Raw genomic sequence first — 24,580 nt, 5'->3', positions numbered from 1 at the left:
GTGTGATTCCTGTTCTTATTGTTGGGGAGCTTGCATGTTGGCGCGGTTGAGTTCTTCGCGCATGACGCGGATGTTCTCGTTGACTTCGTCGGCGGCAGCGGTGGCCTTGGCCGAGTTGGCCTTGCTTTGCGCCAGTTTGGCGTCAGCTTGCGCCTGGTCGGCCAGCTCGCGGGCCAGCTTGTAGTCGTGCTCTTTCAGGGCCTGGTTGGCACGCATCATTTTTTCGCGGGCAGAACGCATTTCGTCCGGGGCCAGTTGCGCGGCACCGGCGCTGGCGGCATTGTCCAGCGCGGCGCGCGAGACGGCCACATCGGCCGTGGCCGGGGTTTTCTGGCTGGCGCAGCCGGTCATCAACACAACGGCGGTGGCGCAGACGGCCAGCGCGCTCAGGGGGGCTTTGAAAAGATCTCGGTTTGTCATTTTTTTTCTCCTGGAGAACATGAATCGGATAACGGGGTTTGCATCAACACTGGTCTTGACGCGCCGGCTTCGATGCATGAAGCGGCGCCTGATGTATGACGTTATAGCCCCTGGCACCGGCACTATCAGTTCGGTGCCGCACATAGCGTAAGAAAGCGACAACAACCCTGCCGACAAGGTGCGCCAGCGCACAAACGAACGTGTGGCGCGGCGCTTTGCGGTAGCATCGGGCATACTGCCGCCGCCCCGCGCCGTCCCCATTATCCAGAAAGAACTGATCCATGCCTCACCTGCCGCTCCCCAAGTCGCGCCGCGCCAAGATCGTCCTCGCCGCCGCCGGCCTGCTCGTCGCCGTGCCGGCCGTCGCCATCGTCGTGCTGATCAATGCCGACTGGAACCGCGCCAGGCCCTGGCTCAATGCCCGCACCAGCGAAGCGCTGGGACGCCCCTTCGTCATCGACGGCGACCTGACGCTGACCTGGCAACAACCGGCTGCGGCGCCTGGCCGGCACGGCTGGCGCGACTACCTGCCCTGGCCCCATCTTCAGGCGCAAAATGTTCGCATGGGCAACCCAGTCGGCATCACGCCCGATCCGGCGCACCCCGATGCGGCCAGCGTCAGCCGGCTGGCCTTCTCGCTCAATCCGCTGGCCTTGCTGCAGCAGAAAATCGTGATTCCGGAACTGCGTTTCGACAGCCCCGACGTGCGCCTGCTGCGCGGCAAGGACGGCAACAACAACTGGACATTCGAAAAGCAGAAACCGGACTCGAAATGGGAGTTCCAGCTGCAAAGCGTGGTCTTCAGCAAGGGCACGGTTTATCTCACGGACGGCGTCACCGATACCGCCATGCGGGCCGATGTCGACACCATCGCTGACAGCCGCTATGGCATCGCCTGGAGACTGGCCGGCACGTATCGCGGCGCACCGGTAAAAGGCAGCGGCAAGGCCGGCGGCGTGCTGTCGCTGCAGCAGCAGGGCACGCCGTTTCCCTTGCAGGCCGAAATGCATTCGGGCGGCACCATGCTGGCCATCGACGGCACGCTGACGCGCCCGACCCAATTGGCAGCGCTTGACGTGCTGCTGAAAATAGCGGGCCCCAGCATGGCGCAGCTGTACCCGCTGACGGGCGTGCTGCTGCCGGAAACGCCGCCGTTCAGCGCACAGGGGCGGCTGACGGGCGTCATCAAGCGTGGCGGCGGCGACTGGGTGTATGACAAGTTCAGCGGCAAGGTTGGTTCGAGCGACATCAGTGGCAAGATGACGTTTTCCGAGCGCAAGCCACGCAACTTCCTGACCGGTAACGTCCACTCGCGCCTGCTGCAGTTCAGCGACCTGGGCCCTCTGGTGGGCGCCGACAACCGCGCCAGCAAGGAGCAGCGCGGCGCGCGCTACCTGCAGCCGGCCGGCCGCGTCTTGCCGGTGGAAGCGTTCAGGACGGAACGCTGGACCAGCCTGGACGCCGACGTGCGCTACACGGCCGACCAGATCACGCGCGACGCCGATCTGCCGATCAGCCAGGTCGACACGCATATCGTGCTGCAAGACAGCGTGCTGTCGCTCAACCCGCTCAACTTCAATATCGCTGGCGGCACGCTGGCCACGCAGATCAGGCTGGACGGCAGCGGCAGGACGCTGGCCGGCGGCATCGCCGCCGAGCTGAAGGCGAGCGCGCGCCACATGCAGATCAGGCAGCTGTTCCCCAGGCTGCCGCCGTTGCAGGCCAGCGTGGGCCAGATCAATGGCGATGCCGCCCTGACGGCCACCGGCAACTCGGTGGCCAGCTTGCTGGGCAACGCGAATGGCGAAGTCAAGGCCCTGATCAATGGCGGCAGCATCAGCAAATTGCTGCTTGAGGAAATGGGCCTCAATATCGGCAGCGTGGTGCTGGCGAAATTATCGGGCGACAAGCAAGTCAAGCTCAACTGCATGGCGGCCGATTTCGGCGTCACCCATGGCCTGATGCAAACGCGCCAGTTCATCGTCGACACGGACGACGCCACCTTGCACGTCGATGGCACCGTCAACCTGGAAAATGAACGGCTGGACCTGACCTTGCGGCCTGACAGCAAGGGCGTGCGCATCTTCTCGCTGCGCTCGCCGCTGTATGTCAAGGGCACTTTCAGCGATCCTGACGTCAGCGTCGACAAGGGCGTGCTGGCCTTGCGCGCCGGCGGCGCGCTGGCGCTGGCGGCGGTGGCGCCGTTTGCCGCCCTGCTGCCGCTGGTCAATGCCGGCCCCGGCGAGCAAAGCGAATGCGCGGCCTTGCTGAACCAGGCCGGGCGCAAGCCAGTCGCGCCGCCGCCGGGCAAGGCCCGCGCGCGCCAGGGCGCCAAGCCGACGACGGGCGAACGGGCCGTGCCACGCTGAGGGCCGGGATGTTGTCTTTACATTTGTTACACGCCTATGTGCGTTGCCGAACAGATCTTATCTCTCTGAAATTCTATTCTGTCACTGTGCTTGAACTGGCGTACGTTACAAACGGCTTTTTCCCTGCCGGCGCCACGGGACCGAATCCAAAGGAGATCTACCATGCAAACGATTAAAAAACTCGCCGCAACCACTTCCATCGCCGCACTGGTGCTGAGCCTGACCGCTTGCGCCAACATGTCCGGCCAGGATAAAAACACCGCCATCGGCGCAGGCATCGGCGCCGTTGCCGGTTCCGTGCTGACCGGCGGCAGCGCCGTTGGCGCAGTTGGCGGCGCAGCCGTCGGCGGCGTGATCGGCAATCAGGTCAAGCCGAAGTAATTGTCGGCAATATAAAAGCGGGGCGGCCATTTCAATGGCCGCCCCGCTTTTTTGCGTCCCGCGCCGCCGCGCAAATAAGCGGGCCTTTACACGAAGACATTGGCCATGCCGGCCGTGCCCGCATCCTTGACCAGCTCATAGCAGCGGCACGATACCGCCTCCAGCCCGGCCGAATCGAGGATCTCGATATTGCCACGGCTGTAGGTAATCAGTTTCTGCTGCTGCAGCGCGCTGGCCGCCTTGGTCACGCCAACCCGCCTGACACCAAGCGTATGGGCCAGGAATTCATGGGTAAGGTGAAATTTTTCCGACTGCAGGCGGTCGCGCGTGATCAGCAGCGAACGGGCCAGGCGCGCTTCGAGCACGTGAAAACGGCTGCACACGGCAATCTGGATCGCTTGCGCCAGCAAGGTGTCGGTGTAGCGGTACAGCAAGCGCTGCAAGGAATCGAGCTGGGCAAATTCAGCGCAGAAATCGGCCCGCGCAATGCGGCTGGCGCTGCCGGACCGCTGGACGACGGCGCGCACCTGCGCCAGTTCATGGCCCAGCGCAACGGACGCGCCCAGCACGCCTTCACGGCCGACCGAACCCACTTCGAGCGTCATGCGGCCTTCGGCCACGGCCAGCAGCGAGATCAGGCAGTCGCCCGGAAAATAAACATGGCCGATCTGTTGGCCCGGTTCGTACAGTATGTCGCCGACGTCGACCGTCACGGTATCGAACAGCGCCGACAGATGCTTGAGGTCGGACTCCGGCAGGCTGGCCAGCAGGCGGTTGCCTGCAGCGGCCGAAGCCAATGCGGAGCGGCCTGCATCGCGGGGCAGGTTGATGGTAGCGGTCATTGATGGCATTGCCTTTTCCTTGGTGTCGTTACAACTCGACATAATTTTTACTTAGCCTACGGGGCCACCTTGGCGCTGTATGTACGGTGACGCACGGAAGCGAATGACGTGGCGACGCACACTCGGCGTTGAGACCAATAAACAGATTCAGGCCAGGCCTTCCCGGCGCCAGCCATCCGGATTCACTCAAATTAAAACAGGAGCATTTCATGACCACTAACACCAAATCCTTGCATCCCCTGATCCTGGCCGCCGCCGTTGCAGTACTGCTGTTTTGCGGCGTCGGCACGGCAGCCCTGATGGGCTGGCTGCCTACCTCGCAAAGCCGCCAGGCTCAGCCATTGAGCAGCGCCGCCTCCGGCGAACAACTGGCCAGCCTGCAGGCGATCGCACCGCCAGCCGGCGCCCAGCCGCTGGCCGCCCCGCCCCAGTCGCAGCAATTGGCCGTGCAGCCGGTGCAGCGCCCGCAGCCGCAACCGGAGCCTGAGCAATACGCAGCGGCACCTGCGCCGGCACCGAAGGTATGCAACAACTGCGGCGTGATCGAGTCGATCAATGAAGTCAATACGCGCGCTTCCGGCAGTGGCGTCGGCGCCGCTGGCGGCGCCGTGGTCGGCGGCTTGCTGGGCAACCAGGTGGGCGGCGGCCATGGCAAGGAACTGGCCACCGTGCTGGGCGCCGTTGGCGGCGCCGTGGCCGGCAACCAGATCGAAGGCAGCGTACGCGCCACGCGCAGCTATAACATCGTGGTGCGCCTGGACAACGGCAAGACGCGCACCGTGCATCAAAGCGCCGCGCCGAACTGGCGCCAGGGCGACCGCGTGCGCGTGGTCAACGGCGGCTTGCGCGCCGGCTAACCGCCGATCGAGGCTGGTACCAACACGCGCCCGGCCAGTCCGGGCGTTTTCTTTTTGATCATGTTCGTTGGCGCACAGATGAGACCGGGCCGACAGGAGATGATGCACTAAGGAAATTTACAAAGTCACCCATCAAAGGAGGCAGACGTGGAAAATAACAAGGCTGGCAACAAAATATGGCTGAGCTTTATCGGCGGCGGCATGCTGGCGACACTACTGGGCTTTTGCGCGCTGGACCTGGCGCCCGGCGGCGCCGCCGCTCCCGTGTTCGGCGTGATGCTGCTGCTGACCGGCGGCATGCTCAGTTGCCTGGCCGGCGCCGTCGGCATGGCCGGCATGCTGGCCTGGCTGCCAGGCATGGCGGACGCGGAACATGCCAATGTGCAAGGCAGTGCAAATAAGTAGGAGTTGTGTACGACACCGTACAGATGGCGTCGGCGGCAAAGGAGACTATGCGTCATGGCATCAGCGTTTTGCAGGGAGTGTCACTCCGGCAGCAACGCAAATGGCAAAAAAACCGATGACGGCGGGTACATCACCTCGCCGCCATGCACACATTACTCACGGAGAACACATCATGCTCTATACAATCGCAGTAGTACTCATCATTCTCTGGCTGCTGGGTCTGGTAACTTCCTACACCATTGGCGGCTTCATCCACATTCTGCTGGTCGTCGCAGTCATCATGATTCTGTTGCGTCTGATCAGCGGGCGCGGTCTATAGAGGCTGTGCTTCGGTGCAGCCGGCAAGGCTTGACGCTGGCGGGCGGCGCACGTGCAAACGGGCGCCGTCTTTCCATTGGCGCCTGGACTGGCAAGACCGGCCTTTTTGCAGTAACGTGTGCGGGCAATCCCCCCGGGTACTTTCAAGAACAACACTAGGAGAAACTCCATGAATCCATTTAAAACCGGCCCAGGCGCCAAATCCGTGATCGCCATGCTGGCCCTGACGGTCGCCGTTTCCGGCTGTGCCGACATGTCGTCCACGCAACGCGGCACGGCCACTGGCGCCGGCATCGGCGCCGGCCTGGGCGCACTGATCGGCGGCACCACCGGCGGCGGCAGCAGCGGCCGTACGGCTGGCGGCGCCCTGCTCGGTGCGGCTGCCGGCGCGGTGGTCGGCAATATCTGGTCGAACCGCATGGAAAACCAGAAGCGCACGATGGAACAAGCCACCCAGGGTACCGGCGTGCAAGTGACGCAGACGGCGGACAACCGCCTGAAAATGGAAATCCCGAGCGATATCTCGTTCGATACCAACCGTGCCGATATCAAGGGCAACTTCCGTCCCATCCTCGACCGCTTTGCCGCTACCCTGAACGACAACCCGAGCACCACCGTGAGCATCATCGGCCATACGGACAGTACCGGCAGCGCCTCGATCAACGAGCCGCTGTCGGTCGAGCGCGCCGCCCATACGCGCGACTACCTGTCCATGCGCGGCGTCTCGCCGACCCGCGTGGTGGTCGAAGGCCGCGGCGCGCGTGAACCGATCGCCTCGAACTCCGACGACAGCGGCCGCGCCCGCAATCGCCGCGTGGAAATTTATGTGGCCGAGATGGCGCCACGTTAATTTTCAACAGCACCAAACAAAACAGCCGGGCCACTTGCATGGTCCGGCTGTTTTTTTACGTGCAATGGTTTATTTCGACGTCGTCGCTGCAGCGCCGGACTCTTTCGCCACTTTGGCAAAGTCGCCTGCCGTCACCACCGACACGGCGTCCGATTTCAGGTACTCGCGCAAGCCCTGGTTGACCTGCGCCAGCGTCAACGCCGATACCTTGGCTTCCAGATCCTTGTCGTAGGCCATGGTACGGCCATCGTCCAGATACGTGGCCAGCGTGCGCGCCAGCGACGTGTCCTGCGTGCGCTGAACTTCTTCGGACTGCAGCCAGCCTTTTTTCGCTTCCACCAGTTCCGCTTCCGTGAAGCCTTCGGCCAGCACCTTGGCGATTTCCTCGCGCAGCGCCGCTTCCACCTTGCCGGTGTTTTGCGGCGCGCTGATGGCGTAAGCCATCCAGAAACCGGCCGGATCGCGTGCTGGCACGTTCAGCTGCGAACCGACGCCGTATGACAGGCCTTCCTTCTGGCGGATGCGATCGGCCAGGCGGCTGCGCAGCGCGCCGCCGCCGAGCATGTGGTTGGCCAGCACCAGCGCCGGATATTGCGGCGCATCGTCCTTGAGCGTCAGCGGCACGATGGCGAACAGCACGCTGTTGGCCTTGTCAGGTGTTTCCAGGCTGACTTTTTTGCCGCTGACCGACGTGACGGTGTCGGCAATGCGCAAGTACGGCTGGGCGGATTTCCAGTTGCCGTACAAGCTGGCTACCTGCGCCTTCAGCGCTGCCGGATCGAAGTCGCCCACGGCCGCAAAATCGGCACTGGCGGCGCCATAATAGCCGGCGTGGAAAGCCTTGACGTCAGCCACGTTCACGCTTTTCCAGACGGCCAGCTGTTCCGGCAGCGTCTTGACGTGGCGCACGTGCTCCGGCGGGGTCGCGTCCAGCAGGCGGATGAACGCGTTTGAGGCCAGCGGCATCGGTTCCGGCAGTTCCTGTTCGGCACGGCCGACGCGTTCACGCTGCAGTTCCAGAAATTCCATCTCCGACAGGGCCGGTTTCTGCAGCACTTGCGCCAGCAAGTCCATTGCCGCTGGCAGGTTGTCGCGCTTGCCACTCAGGGCCGCCGTCACGCCTTCGGCGCCACCGCTGATGCTGACCTGCATGCCCAGCTGGTCGAATTTGTCCTTGACCTCCTGGCGCGACAGCTTATCGGTGCCGCGCGACAGCAGATTGGCCGTATAGCTGCCTACGCCAGCCTTGCCGGCCAGGCTGTCAGCGCTGCCGAAGTGCAGCTTCAGCACCACGCTGACGGTATTGCCCTTGGTTTTCTTCGGCAGCAAGGCGCCCTTCAGGCCATTGGGCAAGGTAAAGCGCTGTGTGCGCGCTTCGATATTGTCGGGGCTGGGATCGAACGCTTCGCCCTGTGCCACCACTGCGCGGCCCGTGTAGCCGGCCAGCTGCGGCGCCACGTCGGCGTAGGCCGGTACGGTGGTGCGGTCCGGCGCGTCGGTCGGAATGAAGCGGCCCAGGGTGCGGTTCGAGCTCTTCAGGTATTTCTCGGCTGCCGCCTGCACCTGCGCCGCCGTGACCTTGTCGAGCTGGTCGCGCTGCAGGAAGAACAGACGCCAGTCGCCGGCCGCCAGCGATTCGGTCAGCGCAATCGTCAGGCGCGCCGTGTTCGAGGTGGCCAGTTCGATCTGCTTGTTCAGCTGTTGCTTGACGCGCGCCACTTCGGCCTCGGTGACCGGTTGCGATTTCAGGTCCTCCAGCACTTTCAGCATGGCGTCCTGCGCCGCGTCGAGCTTGCCATCGAGCGGCACCAGCGCACCGAACAGGTTGTAGCCCGGTTCGAGGTTGCTGACCGAGTTGTATTCAATCTTGCTGGCCAGCTTGGTTTCCACCAGCGCCTTGTGCAGGCGGCCCGCAGGCGCATCCGTCAGCACATGGCCCAGCACTTCAAGGGCGACCGCGTCCGGATGGCCCGACGGCGCCACGTGATAGCCGGCACCGACGAACTGCGTGCCACCGCTGCGGCGCACCGTCACGGCGCGCTCGCCATCCTGCACCGGCTCAGCCGTGTAGGTCGGCTCGATCACGCGCGTCGGTTTCGGTATCTTGCCGAACAAATCATTGATCTGCTTCAATACTTTTGCTTCGTCGAAGCGGCCCGCCACCATCAGCACGGCGTTATCGGGCTGGTAGTACTTGTGATAAAACGCACGCAGGCGCGGGATATTGACCTGTTCGATATCGGAACGCGCACCGATGGTCGACTTGCCGTAGTTGTGCCAGTCGTACGCGACGGCCTGGATGCGCTCGCTCGTCACGCTGATCGGATCGCTCTCGCCCATTTCGAACTCGTTGCGCACCACCGTCATTTCGCCCTTGCTGGTCTTCGGGTTCCACAGGTCGTTCTGGTCGATGGCGGCGTTGACCATGCGGTCCGCTTCCAGCGCCAGCATCTGGCGCAGGTTGTCGTCGTTGGCCGGAAAAGTGGCGTAGTAGTTGGTACGGTCGTACCAGGTGGTGCCATTGAACTGGGCCCCAGTCGAATTGAGGATCTCGACCGGGGTTTTGCTGCCCTTCCTGACGCCGAAATTGGCGCTGGGCTTGAACAGCAGGTGTTCCAGCAAGTGCGCCATGCCCGTCTCGCCGTAGTTTTCATGGCGCGAGCCGACCATGTAGACGATATTGGTAGTCAGTGTGGGTTTGCTGGCGTCTGGAAACAACAGCACGCGCAAGCCATTGGCCAGCTTGTATTCGGTAATGCCTTCGACCGAGGTGACTTTCACGGCGGCGGCCGGCGCGCCGGTTTTCTGGGTTTTGGCGGCGGGTACAGGGGTAGCGGCCAGCACGAAGGAAGGCGACAAAATGCCGGCGGCAAGCAAGAGAGCGGTGATTGGTTTCAAAGCATGGTCCTGGTGAGACTGCGTTATAAGAAAAAACACTCGACAGCGAATAAGCAACGAATAACAAACGCAACAATGCTCACGACACGGGCGCGTATGCGCCGGATGGTGAAATTGTTACTAAAACGCAATTTACGACAAACTTATCAATTCCGCAAGCAGCAGGTCACGGAGCGGCAATCATCGCGTGCTATACTCGACCGTTCCAGAACTATCCGCCTGTATATGAGACGAGCTCTCGTCCTGCTCTGCCTGTTTGTTTTCATCGCTTTACCCCAGGCATACGCCAGCATGGCGTACGCCAGCACTTCCCCATTCCAGCACGCTGGCGTGCACGCGGCCAGCGCAGATTGCCGTAACGTCTACGCGCACGCCGACAGCGCTCCGGATGCCGCACTTGCCAGCTGCGACGCCGAAGAGTGCGACAACGACCCCATCACCCTGTATCGCGCATGTCGCCAGGCGCTTTCTTTTTGCGCCATCGTCTGGCGGACGGGACCCGCCGCACTTGCCGAAGCGGACGTGTGGCAGGCCATGCGCCCGCCACGCGTTCGCAGCTGAACGGCATGGATCACACCGACACGTCCGGGGCAACGCTGCAGCCGGGCATGCTTGAAACTTTTTGATTTGACAAGGTAAACCACCATGGAATGGTTATTTGACCCGACAATCTGGGTCGGCCTGCTGACGCTGGTTGTACTGGAAATCGTACTGGGTATCGACAACCTGATCTTTATCGCCATCCTGGCCGAGAAGCTGCCGCCGCACCAGCGCGACAGGGCGCGCGTGCTGGGCCTGACCCTGGCCCTCGTCATGCGCCTGGGCTTGCTGTCGCTGATCTCCTGGCTGGTGACGCTGACCGCGCCACTGTTTTCCGTCTGGCAATTTACTTTCTCCGGGCGCGACCTGATCCTGCTGGTCGGCGGCCTGTTCCTGCTGTTCAAGGCCACCACCGAACTCCATGAGCGCCTCGAAGGCGTGACGCACGCAGCCACCGGTTCCAAGGTCTACGCGGGCTTCGGCCTGGTGGTGGCGCAGATCGTCGTGCTCGACGCCGTGTTCTCGCTCGACGCCGTGATTACGGCGGTCGGCATGGTCGAGCACCTGGGCGTGATGATGGCCGCTGTCATCATTTCCATCGGCGTGATGATGCTCGCCTCCAAAGCGCTGACGCGTTTTGTCAACGCCCATCCGACGGTGGTGGTGCTGTGCCTGAGCTTTTTGCTGATGATCGGCCTGTCGCTGATCGCCGAAGGCCTGGGCTTCCATATCCCGAAAGGCTATCTGTATGCGGCCATCGGCTTCTCGGTGGTGATCGAGTTCTTCAACCAGCTGGCGCGCCGCAATTTCCTCAAACTGCAATCGACGACGCCGCTGCGCGACCGCACCGCGCAAGCCGTGCTGAGCCTCCTGGGGGGCCGCAAGGGCCGCGAAGCGGTGCAGGAAGATGAAGTCAAGCAAACGCCCGACATCCCGGCGTTCGGCGTGGAAGAGCGCAATATGGTCAGCGGCGTGCTGACCCTGGGCGAGCGCTCGATCCGCTCGGTGATGACGCCGCGCGGCGACGTGTCGTGGGTCAACCTGAACGACAGCCGCGAGAAGATGTTGACTTTGCTGCGCGACACGCCGCACAGCATGATCCCCGTTTGCAACGACGACCTCGATAACGTGGTGGGCCTGGCGCGCAGCAAGGACCTGATCGAAGACCTGGTCTCGCACGGCCAGATCGATGCGGCCAGTATGCGCGAAGCGATCGTGGTGCCGGAAGCGGCCGGCGTATTGAAAGCGATGGAAACCTTGCGGCGCTCACGTGGCCAGCTGGTGCTGGTGGTTGATGAATTCGGCACCGTGCAGGGCGTGCTGACGCCAATCGATATCCTCGAAGCGATCGCCGGCGAATTTCCCGACGAGGACGAACAGCCCGACGTCGAGGTGCTCGGTCCCGGCCACTGGCGCATCGACGGCGCGACCGACCTGCATTACCTGGAACAAGTGTTCGATACGGAAACCCTGGTCAGCGAAGACGGCGAATACAATTCGCTGGCCGGCTTCCTGCTGGCCCATTTCGAGAACATGCCGGCCGTCGGCGAGGTGCTGGAACTGAACGACCTGCGCTACGAAGTGCTTGAAGCGGACGAGCGCCGCATCGCCTGCGTCGACGTGCGCCGCATCGAGCCCGATCACAGCTTGTAATACAGTTTGTAACAACACGGCAAGCGTGCGCCGTCCGCCATCGCGTATGCTGGGGCCTGCCTTTTACGGAGACCCCGCCATGCATCGCACTCTTTCCCGCCTTACCGTCCTCGCCTGCGCGGCCTTTGTTTGCCAGGCTCAGGCGAAAGACGCCCCGCCGCCGATCAGGCCCGGCCTGTGGCAAATCGACAGCAAGATGGCCTCGCCCGACGTCGCCACCGACAGCGCCATGAACATGGTGCTGCAGCAGCTGGGCAATTTGCCGCCCGACCAGCGCAAGCAGCTCGAAACGATGGCCGCCAGCCGCGGCATGGCCATGCCCACCGTGGGCGCCGACGGCGCCGTGCGCGTGACGGCCTGCGTGACGCCCGAGATGGCGGCACGCCAGCAGATTCCTACCGGCCAGCCCGGCGACTGCAAGTCGGACAACGTGGCCGTTCCGGGCGGCATGAATGTGTCCTTCACCTGCGCCAACCCGAAGTCCAGCGGCACCGGCAAAGTAACCTTCCAGGGCGACCAGGCCTTTACCATGCAGTTGAATGCGACCACCAGCGCGCGCGGCACGCCAGAACAGGTCAATGTGGCCAGCAGCGGCAAGTGGCTGGGCGCGGCTTGCCCAGCTTCCGCAACCTCGCCGGCGGCTCAGAAACCGTGACGAAAACCGAGGTTGAAGGCGGCGTCGCCACGGCCGCTGTCGCTGGCGTTGCCGACCGTATAGCGCGCGCCGTTCTTGTTATGGATCTTCGCGTAGGACGCGTAAAAATCGCTGCGTCTTGACAACGCATAGGTGATGCCCAGGGCCAGCTGGCTGGCGTCGCGGTTGGCGAGATCGCGGTCATCCTTGCGCACATACGAGGCCAGCAGCTTGAAGCCGCGCACCGGCACCGACACGCCAAGCAAGGTATCGCGGCTGTCCGACGATGACCTCGACAACGCCAGCGAACTGTAGGCGTTGCTCGGGTCCCACGGCGAGTTGCCATAGCCCTTGTTGATGCCGACGGCGGCAAACGCGGTGGCCAGACCCAGGTCGAGGTTGGCCGCTACCAGCGTGTTGCGCGCCGACATGTCGATCGCCGGCACCGTGCCGGCTGCCTGGATGAAATTGTTCTTGCGCTGGTGCGACACGCTGACATTGACGGCGCCGGCCGAATAACCGAGCGTGGCGCCGTAGGCGCGGTTCTGCACGCGGCTGTAAGGCGATTCGCCCGCACTGTAGATGGCGGCGGCGCTCATGCCGCGCAGGGAGGGAGTCGCATATTTGACGGTGTTGTCGTAGCGCTGCACGCCGTAACCGGCCAGGTTGCTGGCGCTGCCGGCCATGTCGCCCCTGAAGGGATCGGCCACCTCCGGCAGGGTCACAGTCTGCCGGAGGTACTGGCTGGTGCCGCCGCAATCGACCACGCAGCCGCGCCCGGCCACCACGCCGGTGTCAAGCATGCCATACACGGGGGCACCGCCAGGCACGCTGCTTGTTTCGGCCTGCGCACGCAGCGCCCACGGCCCGATCGCGGTGGCCCACGATCCCATTACCACTAGCGCCAGGTACGAGGTCTTCATGATAGCTATCTCGGTATTGTCAGGTAAAAAATTGCCGGTACCGATCAGGACACGCGCCAGGTGTCTGACCTACTATTACCTTATCCCCGTTTTTAAGCAAGCGATCTGTGCGATGTACAACAGAAAGAAAATGCTCGGCGTCGCCAACTGGCAACAAACCCTTCGTTGCTTTTTGTCAACGCAGATTGCAAAACAACAAACGCCTGTTTCTGTCCGATTCAAGCATGTCTGTGTACGCTGCCGCACGTTGCACGATCTTGCACAAAAGGTACACTACTGGTTTTACCGACAGCGGCCCGCCCGTTTTTCTGCATGCTAGCTATCCTCGAACGCATTGATCCCTACACCAGCAATATCGATTTGCTGGTCGAACTCTTTAATTCATTGCGTCCCAAGCGCCCCCACGACAACGCCACCGCCATCGCCAATGTGCGCACCCTGCGCCAACTGCTCAAGGGCAATGCCGCCCAGGCCCGCGCCCTGCACGAATACGTGCTGCGCGTGCTGGCCGCACGCCGCCATGCCAGCCTCTACACCGATATCGGCGTGCTGTCGAATAGCGGCTTTTTTACCGAATTGAAACGCCGCATCGCCTACCGCATGCTGCCGCCCGCCCTCGGCGATGAATATCTGAGCGACGCGCTCGACCAGGTGCTGTACCTGGAAACCGATCACCTGTGGATCAGCAATGTGCCGGCCACCGACTGGCTCGAACTGCTCGACGTGCTGACGGCCGACGAGATCGAACTGGCCGTGGGCGACGGCAATATCATGCTGCCCGGCATGCTCGACGCCATCCGCACCCTGTCCTACCGTGTCTGCGCCATGGGCCTGGAGCCGGAGCTGACGCGCTTTCACAACGAGATCGAAGTGTTCCAGTCGCCGTTCATGGTGCAGAATACCGAAGTGAACGCCTACCTCGACGCCTACACGCAACTGCTGCAAGGCAGCCTGGAGCATATCGAGGACGCGCGCCATCTGCTGGTGATGCTGGACCAGTGTGACGCCGTGATCGTCAAGATCCGCAAGAAAGCGCTGTACCAGGGCACCAGCATTGCGCTGACCTATTTGCTGGTGGCGCTGGCGCAAAGCATCGACCGGCTGCGCAAGCTGCTGTTCCTGGTCGATACCAGCGGCGAACTGCCCGGCTCGATCAATGTCGATATCGCCGCCATCACGGTTGACGCCACGCCGGACCTGATCGACGCGCGCCCCGTCAGCCGCCGCCGTGCGGGCGCGGTGGCGCTGGCGCTGGAACTGATACGCGCGCATAACCACAAGTACAAGGTCAGCGACCTGTTTACCGACAATATCAACTTGCTCGCGCGCAACGTGACGGAAAACGCCAGCCGCACCGGCGAGCACTACATCGCGGAAAACCGCCGCGACATGGGCGCCATGTTCCTGTCGTCGGCCGGCGCCGGCGTCATCATCGGCTTCATGGCGCTGTTCAAGATCCTGATGTCCTACCTGCGCTCGGCGCCGCTGGTCGAAGCCTTCATGTTCAGCATGAATTATTCGATCGGCTTCATGTTCATCCACTTGCTGCACTTTACGGTGGCTACCAAGCAGCCGGCCATGACGGCCTCGCGCATTGCCGCCGGCCTGCACAGCAAGGACGGGCGCAATATCGACCTCGACAGCATGGCCGAACTGATCAACAAGGTATTCCGCACGCAAAACATGGCCGTGCTGGGCAATATGGCCACCGCGATTCCCACCGCCTGGCTGATCGCGCTCGGTTACCACGCCATTACCGGCCACCATCTGGTGTCGCCCGAGAAAGCCATGCACCTGCTGCACGATATCGATCCGATCGGCAGCCCGGCCATTTTCTACGCCATGATCGCCGGCGTGTGCCTGTTCGTGGCAGGCTTGATTTCAGGCTACTATGACAACCAGGCGCTGTACACGCGCTGGGCCCAGCGCATCGCGCAATTGCGCGGCCTGGGCCGGGTCATCGGCCAGGAACGGCTGCAGCGGCTGGGCCTGTATCTGGAAAATAATCTGGGCGGTCTGATGGGTAACTTCTATTTCGGTATCCTGCTGGGCACCATCGGCACCCTCGGTTTCCTGCTGGGCCTGCCGATCGATATCCGCCACATTACCTTTTCTGCCGCCAACTTTGCGACAGCGCTTGTCGGACTCGACCACAATATGAGCTGGCAGCTGGCCGTCAAGTCGCTGTCCGGCATCTTCGCCATCGGCACCGCCAACTTGCTGGTCAGCTTTGGCCTGGCGCTGTGGGTGGCGCTGCGTTCGCGCCAGGTGCGCTTCAAGCATGGCTTGCAGTTGCTCAAGATCCTCGGCAAGCGTTTCGTGAAGTCGCCGATCATGTTTTTCTTTGGTTCCAACAACCCACCGCCATTGGCGCTGGCCGATGACGTGCTTGACTCCCTACCGATAAAAGGCCACAAATGAGCGCGAAGCGCCTGCAGCCCAGTATTTCCGCCCTCCTGCTGTGCTGGACCCTGGCGGCATGCGCTTCGCTGCCCGACGTCAAGAATCTCAACACCGAACTGGAACCGGTGGCTACGCCCAAGGTGATCACTGGCAAAGGCGCCCTGCTGAACGTCAACAGCCGCGCCGCCTTGCTCAACAAGCGCTGGGCCAAGTCCGGCATGGACCTGAAAACCCAGGCCGCGCTGGAAGAAGCGGCCACCGGCGTGCCGCTGATCAAGGGCAACAAGGTGACGCTGCTGTTCGATGGCCCGCAAACCATGAAGGAAATGCTCAAGGCCATCTCGGAAGCCAAATCGACCATCAACCTGGAAACCTATATTTTCGATCAGGACCCGATGGGCCTGAAATTTGCCGATGCGCTGATCGACAAGCAGCAATCGGGCGTCACCGTCAACATCATCTACGACAGCGTGGGCACGCTGGGCGTGCCGCAGGCGTTTTTCGAGCGCATGCGCGCCGCCGGCATCCGTCTGGTGGCCTTCAACCCCGTCAATCCGACCAAGCTCAAGGGCGAGGACTGGAAGATCAATAACCGCGACCACCGCAAGGTACTGATCGTCGATGGCACGATGGCGTTTACGGGCGGCATCAATATCAGCAATACCTATTCAAAAAGCTCGCTGTTCCGCTCCAAGGCCAAACCGTCCGACAAGAGCGACGTCGGCTGGCGCGACACCCATGTGAAAATCGAAGGCCCGGCCGCGGCCGCTTTCCAGTGGCTGTTTATCCGCACCTGGGCCCAGCAGGACCAGGCCGACCTGCCCGACGCCCCCTACTTCCCGGCGATTGCCGAAATGGGCGACAAGCTGGTGCGCGTGGTGGCCAGCGAGCCGGGCGGCGGCTTCGAAATCTACAAGGCGTACATCCTGGCGATCCAGGAGGCCAAAAAATCGATCCACATCACCTCGGCCTATTTCGTGCCGGACAAGCAAACCGTGGACGCCCTGACGACCGCTGCCAAACGCGGCGTCGACGTGAAAGTGGTGTTGCCGGGCGTGTCAGACAGCGGCCTGGTGTTCCATGCCGGCCATGCACTGTACGACGAACTGCTGGCCGGCGGCGTGCGCATCTACCATTTGAAACTGGCGGTGCTGCACGCCAAGACGGCCGTCATCGATGGCGCCTGGTCGACCGTGGGCTCGACCAATATCGACATGCGCAGCTTTTTGCATAACAGCGAACTGAACGTGGTGGTGCTGGGCGACAGTTTTGGCCGCGAAATGGAAAACGCCTTCCAGGAAGACTTGCGCGATTCGGAAGAAATCACCAGGGCCAAATGGGAAGCGCGGCCGTGGGCCGACCGCATGAAGGAATGGGCGGCGCAGTTCATGCACTATTGGCTTTGAACGGTTGCACTATCCGTCCTGTCACTGGAAATTTACCCATACTTGCGCTATATTGCATCAATAGTATGACAATCATCGCACCATGGCGATTATAGGGAGTTCAGATCATGAGCACCGTGCGCAAGACCATCACTTTGACGGATAAACAGGACGACTGGATCAAGGCGCAGATCGAGGCCGGTCGCTACACCAACGACAGCGAATACATCCGCGACCTGATCCGGCGTGAACAGGAACGCAGCGCCGAACTCGATGTCATCCGCGCAGCATTGATGGAAGGTGAAGCCAGCGGCGAGCCGCGACCTTTCGATGCCGCCGCTTTCAAGCAAAGGATGCTGGCCGCACATGGCTGAGGTTTGGCTCACGCCGGCCGCCGAGCAGGATCTGGAAGCGATCTGGACCTATACGGCGCAGCGCTGGAGCGTGGCACAGGCAAGCCGCTATACGGACCTCATGACAGCGGCCTTTGCCGAATTGGCGGATCATCCCAAAACGGCCCCGGCCTGCGACGATATCCGTCCCGGTTATCGTCGTCGCAGTGTGGGGCGGCATATGATTTACTTGCGCATCACGCACTACGGCATCGCCATCGTCCGTATCTTGCACCAACGCATGGATGCACAACGCTATCTGTAGGCGCAAGCCATGTCGATGTCATAGCGGCCGCATGCTGGCCCACACCCCGCCCGTGCGCTCGAACGCTTCCGTGCTGGCTTTTTCAAAGTCGGCGGTTTCTTCATTCCAGCTGTAGCGCTCGACGCGGATATCGCTGTCTTCGATCAGGATCACATTGAACGAGTTCGACTCGCCCCGCCCGCGCGTGGAGGTGGCTGTGCCTGCCTGCACCATCAGCGCCGCATAGCCGTCGATCTTGTAGCGCTGGGCCGTGTTGCCCGACACGCTGGCGTGCAGGTGGCCGGCCAACAATAAATCGACGCCGCATTCCGAGAACATCTGCAGCGCTTGCGGCGCGCGGTCGACCAGGTCATTCTTGTCGAAGTGCTCGGGCAGGTCGAACGGGTGGTGCGTGACGATCACCCGCGTCAGCCCTGGCGGCAAGGTCGCCAGGCGTGCGCGCAGCGCGGCGATCTGTTCATGGCTGATGCGGCCATCCTTGAATGTCAATGAACGGGCCGTATTGATGCCCAGCACGGCCACTTCATCATCGACATATTCGGGCGACAAATCGTCCGTCACATGGCGCCGGTATTTCACCAGCGGCGTCAGGAAGCGGCTCAAGACGTTATACAGCGGCACGTCATGATTGCCGGGCACCACGATCTGCGGCCCCGGCAAGCTGTCCAGGTAAGCGCGCGCGGCCTGGAACTCGGCGCTGCGCGCGCGCTGGCTCAGGTCGCCGGAGACCACCACCACATGCGGTTCGAGCCGGTCGATCAGCGCGCGCAGCGGCGCCAGCAGGGCCTGGTCTACCTTGCCGAAATGCAGGTCGGATAAATGGACGATGGTACGCAATTCAGTTTTCCTCGATAGCGACTGGCGCCGGCACAGGCCTGGGCACAAGCACCTCGAGCGCGGCCGGGCGCAGGCGGTAGCGCAGCGGCGTATTCATGACCGTCACTTCGCCGTCGGTGGCCACGCGCAGGCGACGGTGGCGGGTGGCGATTTCCATCTCGGTGGTGGTCAGCACATCGAAATCCCTGGCCTGGCCGAGCTTGCCGAACAGCGCGTGTAGCGCCAGCTTGAGCAAGCCCAGGCGGCCCGGACGCTGCGCCACATACAGGCTGAGTTTGCCACCATCGAGACGCTCGCGCTCGCCGATGTTCAAGCCCTCCATCAGGTATTCGTTATTGCCGATAAACACAAACGGCGTGCGCCGCGCATGCACCTTGTCATTCAGGCTCAGCTGCACGCTGAGGAAGGGATAGCGGCGCAGCGCCGCCACCAGCGCCCAGCCGAAGGCCAGCCACTTGCCGCGCCCCAGCCGGCGCTGCTGCTTCTCGCGGTCGCGCACGATATCCGGGTACAGGCCCAGGCTGGAATTGTTCAAAAAGATGCGGCCATTGACTTCGCCCACGTCGACCTTGTGCGGCACGCCCCGCGCCACGTTGGCGATCGCCGCGTCAAGTTCGAGCGGAATGTTGAGGTCCTTGGCAAAATGGTTGAGCGTGCCCAGCGGCAGCACGCCAAACGGCGTACCGCTGCCGGCCACCACCGAGGCCACCGCATTGATGGTGCCGTCGCCGCCGCCCGCGACCACGATGGGCGCGCCGTCCCTGAGCGCCTGTTCGGCGGTGGCGATCATGACCTCGCCGCTCTCGGCCAGGGTAATGGCGGCGTCGAGTCCGACGCCGGCGAAAGTCGCTTCCAGTTGCTGCGCCCAGTCCGATGCATAACCGCATCCGGCACCGGCGTTGATGATGACTGCGACCTTGGTTGCCAGAATATTCTCCTTCCTATTTGGTTTGACGCACATGCCGGCGGCGGCGCAGGGTCGACACCCCGGCGATGCAGATCGCCAGCCAGCCATAGCTTTCCGCCATCGCCGCCAGCACATCGCTCAGGTAGTGCGCGCCCAGGTAGATGCGGCTGAAGCCGACCAGCGCCGCCATCGCGAACGCCGCCAGCGCGATGACGATGCGCCGGCGCCATTGCCGGTGGTCAAGCTGGCACACCAGGTAGGCGCCCAGCAGGCCGTACAGCGCCGTGGCGGTGGCGGTATGGCCGCTGGGAAAACTGTAGGTGCTCAGCGCAGCGAGCAGGGGCTCGTCGAAACTGGGCCGCGCGCGGCCGAAAACAGACTTTAACAAAACGTTCAGAAACATGACGCCCGGCATGGTGATGACCAGGGTAAACAGCCAGTACGTGGCCCGCTGGCGGTGCAGATACCAGCCCAGCACGCAGGCCATGGTGATGGCGCCAAGCACGCCATGCATATGGGTAATTACCAGCAGGCACCAGGTGAGCCACGCAATGGCGTGCTGGTTGAACCAGTGCGCCACCTGCTGGTCGATCACGGTGATCCGTTCCATGCCCATCACGGCGTCGGCGATTCCATGAAACACCACGATGGCGATCAGCATCAGCGCCACGCCCACCGTCATGTGCAGGCCCAGCTCGCCCTCGGGCGACAGCCGCGCCTCGACAAAGCGGCGCAGCCGGCCGCCCCAGATGGTGGTCATGCGCGTGTCATTGTTGTGCGGCAAACTACATTCTCCTTGTCTGTTACAGCATGATCAAAAAAACCACGGTCAGAAAAATATACTGTTTATCCATACAGTAGCTGTGTTTTCATACAGTAGTTGTGCTATTCTGATGACTCGTTCAACACATCTCCCTCAAAGGAATTGTCATGGCAACATTGAATAGCGGTTTTGGCTCACGGTTCGGCCTGGAATACGCCCCCAGCTCCTTCCTGGTCCGCATGGGCAAGCGCGAAATCCTCGTTTGCCGCGACTTTCGCAAGCGTTTTTATACCGTCAATCCTTTGATCGAATGCGGCACGGGCATCGAACCGGGCTATGTTGAAGTGCTGCTGATGCGCCGCTGGTTGTTAATTCTCTCCAAGGCGCATTAAGAGACTGGCGACAGTCTCCACCCGGCCCAGCCCGCCACACACCGGTACTGGCCAGCGCCATGGCGCCGGCCACCCCCTCATTACCGTGTGCGTGGCGGCGCGGCCGGGCCGGCAGGTGTGTCAATGCTATCCGCAGTGTCCGGCACTGCGGTATCGCCGGCCACATAGGCTTCATGCCACAAGGTAACGAACAGCACCATCACGACCGGGCCGATAAACAGGCCCACCAGGCCCAGCGTTTCCACGCCGCCCAGGATACCGAACAGCACGGCAAGAAACGGCAAGCGGGTGGCGTTGCCGATCATGCCGGGCCGTACAAAATGGTCGGCCACGAACAGCACCATGGTGCCCCAAACCGCCACACCGATGGCGCCCGGTACGCTGCCCTGCATGACCAGCAAGGCCGCCGCGCTGGCGTAGGCCAGCGGCGCGCCGAAGGGAATGATGGCCAGCACGCCGGTGGCAAACGCCCACAGGGCCGGCGACGGCAGGCCGGCCAGTGCATAGGCGATGCCGATCAGCACGCCTTCGGCCAGGCCGACCAGCACCAGGCCATTGACGGTGGCGCGGATAGCGGTCGGCACTTTCTGCGAATAGCGTACCCAGCGTTCGGGCCGCAGATAATGGCTGCCGATGCGGGTGATCTGGCGCGTCAGCGCTTCGCCGTCCTTGTAGAAGAAAAACAGGCATAAAAAAGCCAGGCCGAAGTCGACCAGCCGGTGCAGCATGTCGGCGCCGAGGATTTTGACCATGTCGCGCGCCGAATGAAAGCCGCCCACGGCACTGCCGGCCATGACATGGGCCAGGCCATGGGGCTGGTTCAAGGTTACTTGCCACCAGTCATTGATGGCGTTGCCGGCCAGCGGAATACTGGCCACCCAGCCGGGCACGGGCAAGCCGTCGGCATTGGCGCGCATGAGAAAATCGGCCAGCACCGGCACTTCGCGCGCCGCCTGCGCCACGCCCAGCATGACCGGGACAATGAAGATGCAGGCCGAAGCGAGGGTCAGCAAGGCCGCCGCCAGGATAGGGCGCTGCCCCAGCGCGGCGCGCAGGCGTGCATACAGCGGCCAGGTCGCCACGCATAAAATGCCGGCCCACACCAGCGGCAGGAAAAAGCGCTGCATCACGAACGCCGCCAGCGCAATGAGCGCCAGGGAAAATCCTGCGCCGACCAGGTCGCGCCGGGTCTCGCGGCCCATATCGCGTCCCTTATCGCGTCCCTTATCGCGCCCGATATCGCGCCGGGTATCACTCATACTGCTCCATTCCGCCCGGCGCCGCATGCGCGCGCGGCCGGGATTATCTACGCGCCGATTGCGCAGCCGTAGCGTAACACGGAGCTTGCCGTTACGACACCGGCTACACCAGCCCCAGGTCGACCGGTTTCACGCCTGCAAACACCCGGCCCAGCTGCGCCGTATTGAGGCCGAACGTGCGCTGCAGCAGGCCACCGAGCACGGCGCGGTATTCGTTGAGCACCGGCATGTCGCGGTTCTGGAACAGATTGGCCTGCGTGATCGCCACTTGCTGGCCCACCACCTGCTTGCCGCGGATCGCGCCGCCCAGCACCCAGAACACGCTGCCGTGACCGTGGTCGGTGCCGCGGTTGCCGTTTTCGCGGAAAGTGCGGCCAAATTCGCTGACCACCACCACCACGGTATTGCGCCAGGCATCGCCCATTTCCTGGGCATAGGTGGCGAGACCGCGCCCCAGTTCCTCGAAGCGCCCGGCCAGGTAGCCGCTCGACGCACCCTGCCCCACATGGGTATCCCAGCCGCCCACATCGACAAAGCCGAGGTTGTACTTGTCCTTCATCAATAGCGCAATGCGTTGCGCTTCCAGCGCGAAGCCCTTGGGGCTGATGGCGTTGCGGTTGGCCTCGTTCATTTCGGCGACCAAGCCCTTGGCCACGTCGTCGCGCACCACGAAGCCTTCGCTGACCGGCGCCTGCAAGGCGGTGCCCTTGTACATGGCGGCAATAATCTGGCTCTGGCGCGCGTCGATGCCGGACTTGCCCACCGAGCGCAGCGCCATGTTCGGCACTTGCAGGCCGCCCTGAAAAATCAAGGGCAACTGGTCCGTAAAGGCAATGGCGCCCTTCGCGTTCAGGGCCTGTGCCAGACGGTTCAAAAAGCCCGAACGGAAGTCGCGTCGTCCCGCCAGGTCCTGGCCCAGCTCGATGCTGTCCTGCGTCTCGAAATGGCTGCGCGACAAATCGGTGGTGCCGGCAAACGGAATAAAGGCCGCGTCGCCGCCCGTGTACAGCGGGTAGATGGTGTCGCGCAGGGCCGGATGCAGGGCCCAGTCGCCGTTCAGGGCCAGTGCGCCGTTGTCTGCGCCCGGCTTCGGGATGGCGATATTGGGCCGCGACGCATAGTAAAAATCGCTGCCGATCGGCACCAGCAGGTTGTTGGCGTCATAGCCGCCACGCAGGAACACAAACAGCAGCTTGGCGTCCGTGGCGGGCGCCGCCATCAGGCTGCCGGCGGCGCCGAACAAGGGAGCGGCGGCCAGCGCTTTCAACAGGTCACGACGATTCATGGTGTTTCTCCCGGTTAGCGGTGCATCATTTCTGGCGAAGACAAAAGGAATGTGTTCCATTCCTGCGGCGTGCCGGCCTGCTGCAAGGCCTGGCGCGTCGCGGTACTCAACGTCGGCTCGATGCTCTGAAAATACACGGCGCTGGACAGTTGCGGAAAGGCCGGTTTTTCCAGAGGTTGCGGGCCGTCGGTCTTGAACAGGCCGGCGCTGCCCGAGGCGATGGTGCGGGCAATGTCAAAGCGCGTCGTCATTTGCCCCGGGCTGGCCCAGGCGGTGTCCTGCAGCGGATAACCGTCGGGGGTCTGGCGGCCATACAGCGGCTCGCCCATGCGCGACAGCCAGCCCAGCATGGGACCGGCGTTCAGGATCGGCTTGTCGTCATAGGAAAGGCGCACGGCCGAGACCACATAGTGCATGGGGTCCTTGAACTTGCGGCCCAGCGACTGCTTGAAAGCGTCACTGGCAAACAGGGTCTGCAGCACGGCGGCGATATCGCCATCGGTTTTCTGGAACGTCTGCGCCATGCTGGCCACCAGCGCCGGCGGCGGCGTGTCGCCGACAAAGTACTGCGCCAGCTTGCCACTGATAAAGCGCGCCGTGGCCGGATTGCGGCACAGACGGTCCAGCGCTTCGTCCAGCTCGGCCAGGCCCCGGCCCTTGACCGGCTGCCCCAGGAATTGCTTGTCGCCATAATCGTGGCGGTTCGGATTGAACTCGAACAGGCCACGGCGCACATACTGGGCTTGCAGCGCCGGTTTGACTTTCGGCATCTCGGCGCCCAGGTTCACTCCCACGCCGGTCAGGATACGCGCCAGTTCCTGCACGTCCTTCTGGCTGTAGCCGCCATTGACGCCCAGCGTATGCAGTTCCATCAGTTCGCGCGCATAGTTTTCATTGATACGGTTGGCCGCGTTCGCTTCATTGTCGAGGTAGCGCAGCATGGCCGGATGGTGCACGGTGGCGGCCAGCAGATCGCGGAACTTGCCCAGCGCATGCGGTGAGATGGCGTTCATTTCATAGTCGCCCACCATGGCGCGCAAATTATGCTTGCCCTGGTGCACGCTGAAATGATTGAGCCAGAACCAGCTCATCTGCTGTTGCAACTGGTTCGGTGAATACACGTCCAGCAGCAGCGAGCGGGTGGCCGCCTCGCGCGCCAGGCGATTGAGTTCCTGCTGGTAATCTTTTTGCGCCTGCTGCCTGGCTGCATCATCCATCACGGCACTGGCATCCTTGCGGCGCTGTTCAGTGCTCATTACCACTTGATCCATCGGCGTCTGGCTGATGGTCATGGCGTCGAGCTGCGCCTGTATCGCCGGCGGCAAGACCGCCTTGCCGGGATGCAGCTGCGCCTGCAGGTAGCGGTCCCAGCCCTGTTGCTGCAACTGGCGCACGCTGCCGGCACTGATGCCCCAGCTGATGCGCTGCTGCATGGCCAGCGCCTGCGCCGGACTCGTCGGCTGGGCGGACTGCGCGGAAGGCACAGGCTCGGTGGTGCTGGCGCATCCGCCCAATACCGCACCGGCAAGCAAAATTATCATGAGCTTCTGTCGCATGGTCACTCCTCAAGCGGCTTGATCAGGAACGCAAGCTTACCCCGCT

General features: G+C 62.9%; 24 protein-coding genes. 14 read left to right on the top strand and 10 right to left on the bottom strand.

All coding sequences use genetic code 11. The annotated features are described in order from the left end of the window. Positions 1–15 precede the first annotated feature (15 nt). On the bottom strand, positions 16–420 hold the full coding sequence (locus CD932_RS27285) for a DUF4398 domain-containing protein (protein WP_094446024.1): 405 nt from the start codon (positions 418–420) through the stop codon (positions 16–18). A gap of 281 nt (positions 421–701) precedes the next feature. Here CD932_RS27285 and CD932_RS27280 point away from each other — a divergent pair, with 281 nt between their 5' ends. Both CD932_RS27280 and CD932_RS27275 read left to right on the top strand, forming a co-directional pair. Continuing rightward, the gene (locus tag CD932_RS27280; protein ID WP_094446023.1) at positions 702–2,789 is read left to right on the top strand and encodes an AsmA family protein; all 2,088 of its coding nucleotides are present in this window, start codon (positions 702–704) and stop codon (positions 2,787–2,789) included. A gap of 162 nt (positions 2,790–2,951) precedes the next feature. After that, complete coding sequence (locus tag CD932_RS27275) at positions 2,952–3,170, top strand: glycine zipper 2TM domain-containing protein (protein WP_094446022.1); 219 nt, start codon at positions 2,952–2,954, stop codon at positions 3,168–3,170. 86 nt (positions 3,171–3,256) lie between these two features. On the opposite strand, the gene CD932_RS27270 is transcribed toward CD932_RS27275, so the two are convergent. Beyond that, on the bottom strand, positions 3,257–4,021 hold the full coding sequence (locus CD932_RS27270) for a Crp/Fnr family transcriptional regulator (RefSeq protein WP_094446021.1): 765 nt from the start codon (positions 4,019–4,021) through the stop codon (positions 3,257–3,259). A 200-nt stretch (positions 4,022–4,221) separates the two neighbouring features. Between CD932_RS27270 and CD932_RS27265 the strand changes: the two genes are divergently transcribed. The 4 genes from CD932_RS27265 to CD932_RS27255 all read left to right on the top strand — a co-directional run bounded on the left by CD932_RS27265 (position 4,222) and on the right by CD932_RS27255 (position 6,442). Continuing rightward, positions 4,222–4,869 carry a glycine zipper 2TM domain-containing protein gene (locus tag CD932_RS27265; protein WP_094446020.1) on the top strand — a complete coding sequence of 216 codons (648 nt, stop codon included), beginning with the start codon at positions 4,222–4,224 and terminating at the stop codon, positions 4,867–4,869. Positions 4,870–5,016: 147 nt separating this feature from the next. Continuing rightward, positions 5,017–5,274, top strand: a complete 258-nt coding sequence (locus CD932_RS27260; protein ID WP_094446019.1) for a hypothetical protein — start codon at positions 5,017–5,019, stop codon at positions 5,272–5,274. A gap of 172 nt (positions 5,275–5,446) precedes the next feature. After that, complete coding sequence (locus CD932_RS28555; protein ID WP_121670992.1) at positions 5,447–5,593, top strand: lmo0937 family membrane protein; 147 nt, start codon at positions 5,447–5,449, stop codon at positions 5,591–5,593. 168 nt (positions 5,594–5,761) lie between these two features. After that, positions 5,762–6,442, top strand: a complete 681-nt coding sequence (locus tag CD932_RS27255) for an OmpA family protein (protein ID WP_094446018.1) — start codon at positions 5,762–5,764, stop codon at positions 6,440–6,442. Positions 6,443–6,511: 69 nt separating this feature from the next. Here the strand turns inward: CD932_RS27255 and CD932_RS27250 are convergent, their stop codons facing one another. Further along, on the bottom strand, positions 6,512–9,340 hold the full coding sequence (locus tag CD932_RS27250) for a pitrilysin family protein (RefSeq protein WP_094446017.1): 2,829 nt from the start codon (positions 9,338–9,340) through the stop codon (positions 6,512–6,514). A 12-nt stretch (positions 9,341–9,352) separates the two neighbouring features. On the opposite strand from CD932_RS27250, the gene CD932_RS27245 reads away from it, so the two are divergent. The 3 genes from CD932_RS27245 (at position 9,353) to CD932_RS27235 (ending at position 12,188) form a co-directional block, all read left to right on the top strand. Next, a complete protein-coding gene (locus CD932_RS27245; RefSeq protein WP_141213391.1) occupies positions 9,353–9,901 on the top strand; it encodes a hypothetical protein in 549 nt (182 codons plus the stop codon). Between the two features lie 84 nt (positions 9,902–9,985). Continuing rightward, on the top strand, positions 9,986–11,533 hold the full coding sequence (locus CD932_RS27240; RefSeq protein ID WP_094446015.1) for a TerC family protein: 1,548 nt from the start codon (positions 9,986–9,988) through the stop codon (positions 11,531–11,533). Between the two features lie 79 nt (positions 11,534–11,612). Next, entirely contained in the window at positions 11,613–12,188 is a 576-nt protein-coding gene (locus tag CD932_RS27235; protein WP_094446014.1) for a DUF3617 domain-containing protein, read from the top strand. On the opposite strand, the gene CD932_RS27230 is transcribed toward CD932_RS27235, so the two are convergent. Further along, on the bottom strand, positions 12,176–13,090 hold the full coding sequence (locus tag CD932_RS27230; RefSeq protein ID WP_254926784.1) for a porin: 915 nt from the start codon (positions 13,088–13,090) through the stop codon (positions 12,176–12,178). The two genes, CD932_RS27235 and CD932_RS27230, sit on opposite strands and share 13 nt — an antisense overlap. A gap of 312 nt (positions 13,091–13,402) precedes the next feature. Between CD932_RS27230 and CD932_RS27225 the strand changes: the two genes are divergently transcribed. From CD932_RS27225 to CD932_RS27210, 4 genes are all read left to right on the top strand, one after another. After that, the gene (locus tag CD932_RS27225) at positions 13,403–15,511 is read left to right on the top strand and encodes a site-specific recombinase (protein WP_094446012.1); all 2,109 of its coding nucleotides are present in this window, start codon (positions 13,403–13,405) and stop codon (positions 15,509–15,511) included. Further along, complete coding sequence (cls, locus tag CD932_RS27220) at positions 15,508–16,899, top strand: cardiolipin synthase (RefSeq protein ID WP_094446011.1); 1,392 nt, start codon at positions 15,508–15,510, stop codon at positions 16,897–16,899. The genes CD932_RS27225 and cls overlap by 4 nt, the downstream gene beginning before the upstream one ends. A 107-nt stretch (positions 16,900–17,006) precedes the next feature. After that, the gene (locus CD932_RS27215) at positions 17,007–17,252 is read left to right on the top strand and encodes a type II toxin-antitoxin system ParD family antitoxin (RefSeq protein ID WP_094446010.1); all 246 of its coding nucleotides are present in this window, start codon (positions 17,007–17,009) and stop codon (positions 17,250–17,252) included. Further along, entirely contained in the window at positions 17,245–17,535 is a 291-nt protein-coding gene (locus CD932_RS27210; RefSeq protein WP_094446009.1) for a type II toxin-antitoxin system RelE/ParE family toxin, read from the top strand. The genes CD932_RS27215 and CD932_RS27210 overlap by 8 nt, the downstream gene beginning before the upstream one ends. A gap of 18 nt (positions 17,536–17,553) precedes the next feature. Here CD932_RS27210 and CD932_RS27205 read toward each other — a convergent pair whose 3' ends face one another. From CD932_RS27205 to CD932_RS27195, 3 genes are read right to left on the bottom strand one after another with little or no spacing between them, the layout of a single operon-like run. Then, on the bottom strand, positions 17,554–18,372 hold the full coding sequence (locus CD932_RS27205) for a metallophosphoesterase (protein WP_094446008.1): 819 nt from the start codon (positions 18,370–18,372) through the stop codon (positions 17,554–17,556). 1 nt (position 18,373) lies between these two features. Next, positions 18,374–19,333, bottom strand: a complete 960-nt coding sequence (locus CD932_RS27200; protein WP_094446007.1) for a diacylglycerol kinase family protein — start codon at positions 19,331–19,333, stop codon at positions 18,374–18,376. Next, positions 19,314–20,039, bottom strand: coding sequence for a phosphatase PAP2 family protein (locus tag CD932_RS27195; RefSeq protein ID WP_094446148.1), 726 nt, complete (start codon positions 20,037–20,039; stop codon positions 19,314–19,316). The genes CD932_RS27200 and CD932_RS27195 overlap by 20 nt, the downstream gene beginning before the upstream one ends. 170 nt (positions 20,040–20,209) lie before the next feature. Here CD932_RS27195 and CD932_RS27190 point away from each other — a divergent pair, with 170 nt between their 5' ends. Then, a complete protein-coding gene (locus tag CD932_RS27190; RefSeq protein WP_065307247.1) occupies positions 20,210–20,434 on the top strand; it encodes a hypothetical protein in 225 nt (74 codons plus the stop codon). Positions 20,435–20,514: 80 nt separating this feature from the next. Here CD932_RS27190 and CD932_RS27185 read toward each other — a convergent pair whose 3' ends face one another. From CD932_RS27185 to CD932_RS27175, 3 genes are all read right to left on the bottom strand, one after another. Then, positions 20,515–21,693, bottom strand: coding sequence for an AI-2E family transporter (locus CD932_RS27185; protein WP_254926783.1), 1,179 nt, complete (start codon positions 21,691–21,693; stop codon positions 20,515–20,517). Positions 21,694–21,796: 103 nt separating this feature from the next. Next, a complete protein-coding gene (locus CD932_RS27180; protein ID WP_094446006.1) occupies positions 21,797–22,978 on the bottom strand; it encodes a DUF1501 domain-containing protein in 1,182 nt (393 codons plus the stop codon). A 14-nt stretch (positions 22,979–22,992) separates the two neighbouring features. Then, positions 22,993–24,534: a DUF1800 domain-containing protein gene (locus tag CD932_RS27175; RefSeq protein WP_094446005.1), complete on the bottom strand. Its 1,542-nt coding sequence runs from the start codon at positions 24,532–24,534 to the stop codon at positions 22,993–22,995. Between the last annotated feature and the right edge of the window lie 46 nt (positions 24,535–24,580).

Source organism: Janthinobacterium sp. PC23-8 (genome assembly GCF_002250505.1).
In the GTDB taxonomy this organism is placed as follows: domain Bacteria; phylum Pseudomonadota; class Gammaproteobacteria; order Burkholderiales; family Burkholderiaceae_D; genus Janthinobacterium.
Note: the sequence above shows the minus strand (reverse complement) of the source record. Positions and strands in the feature narration are given on the sequence as shown.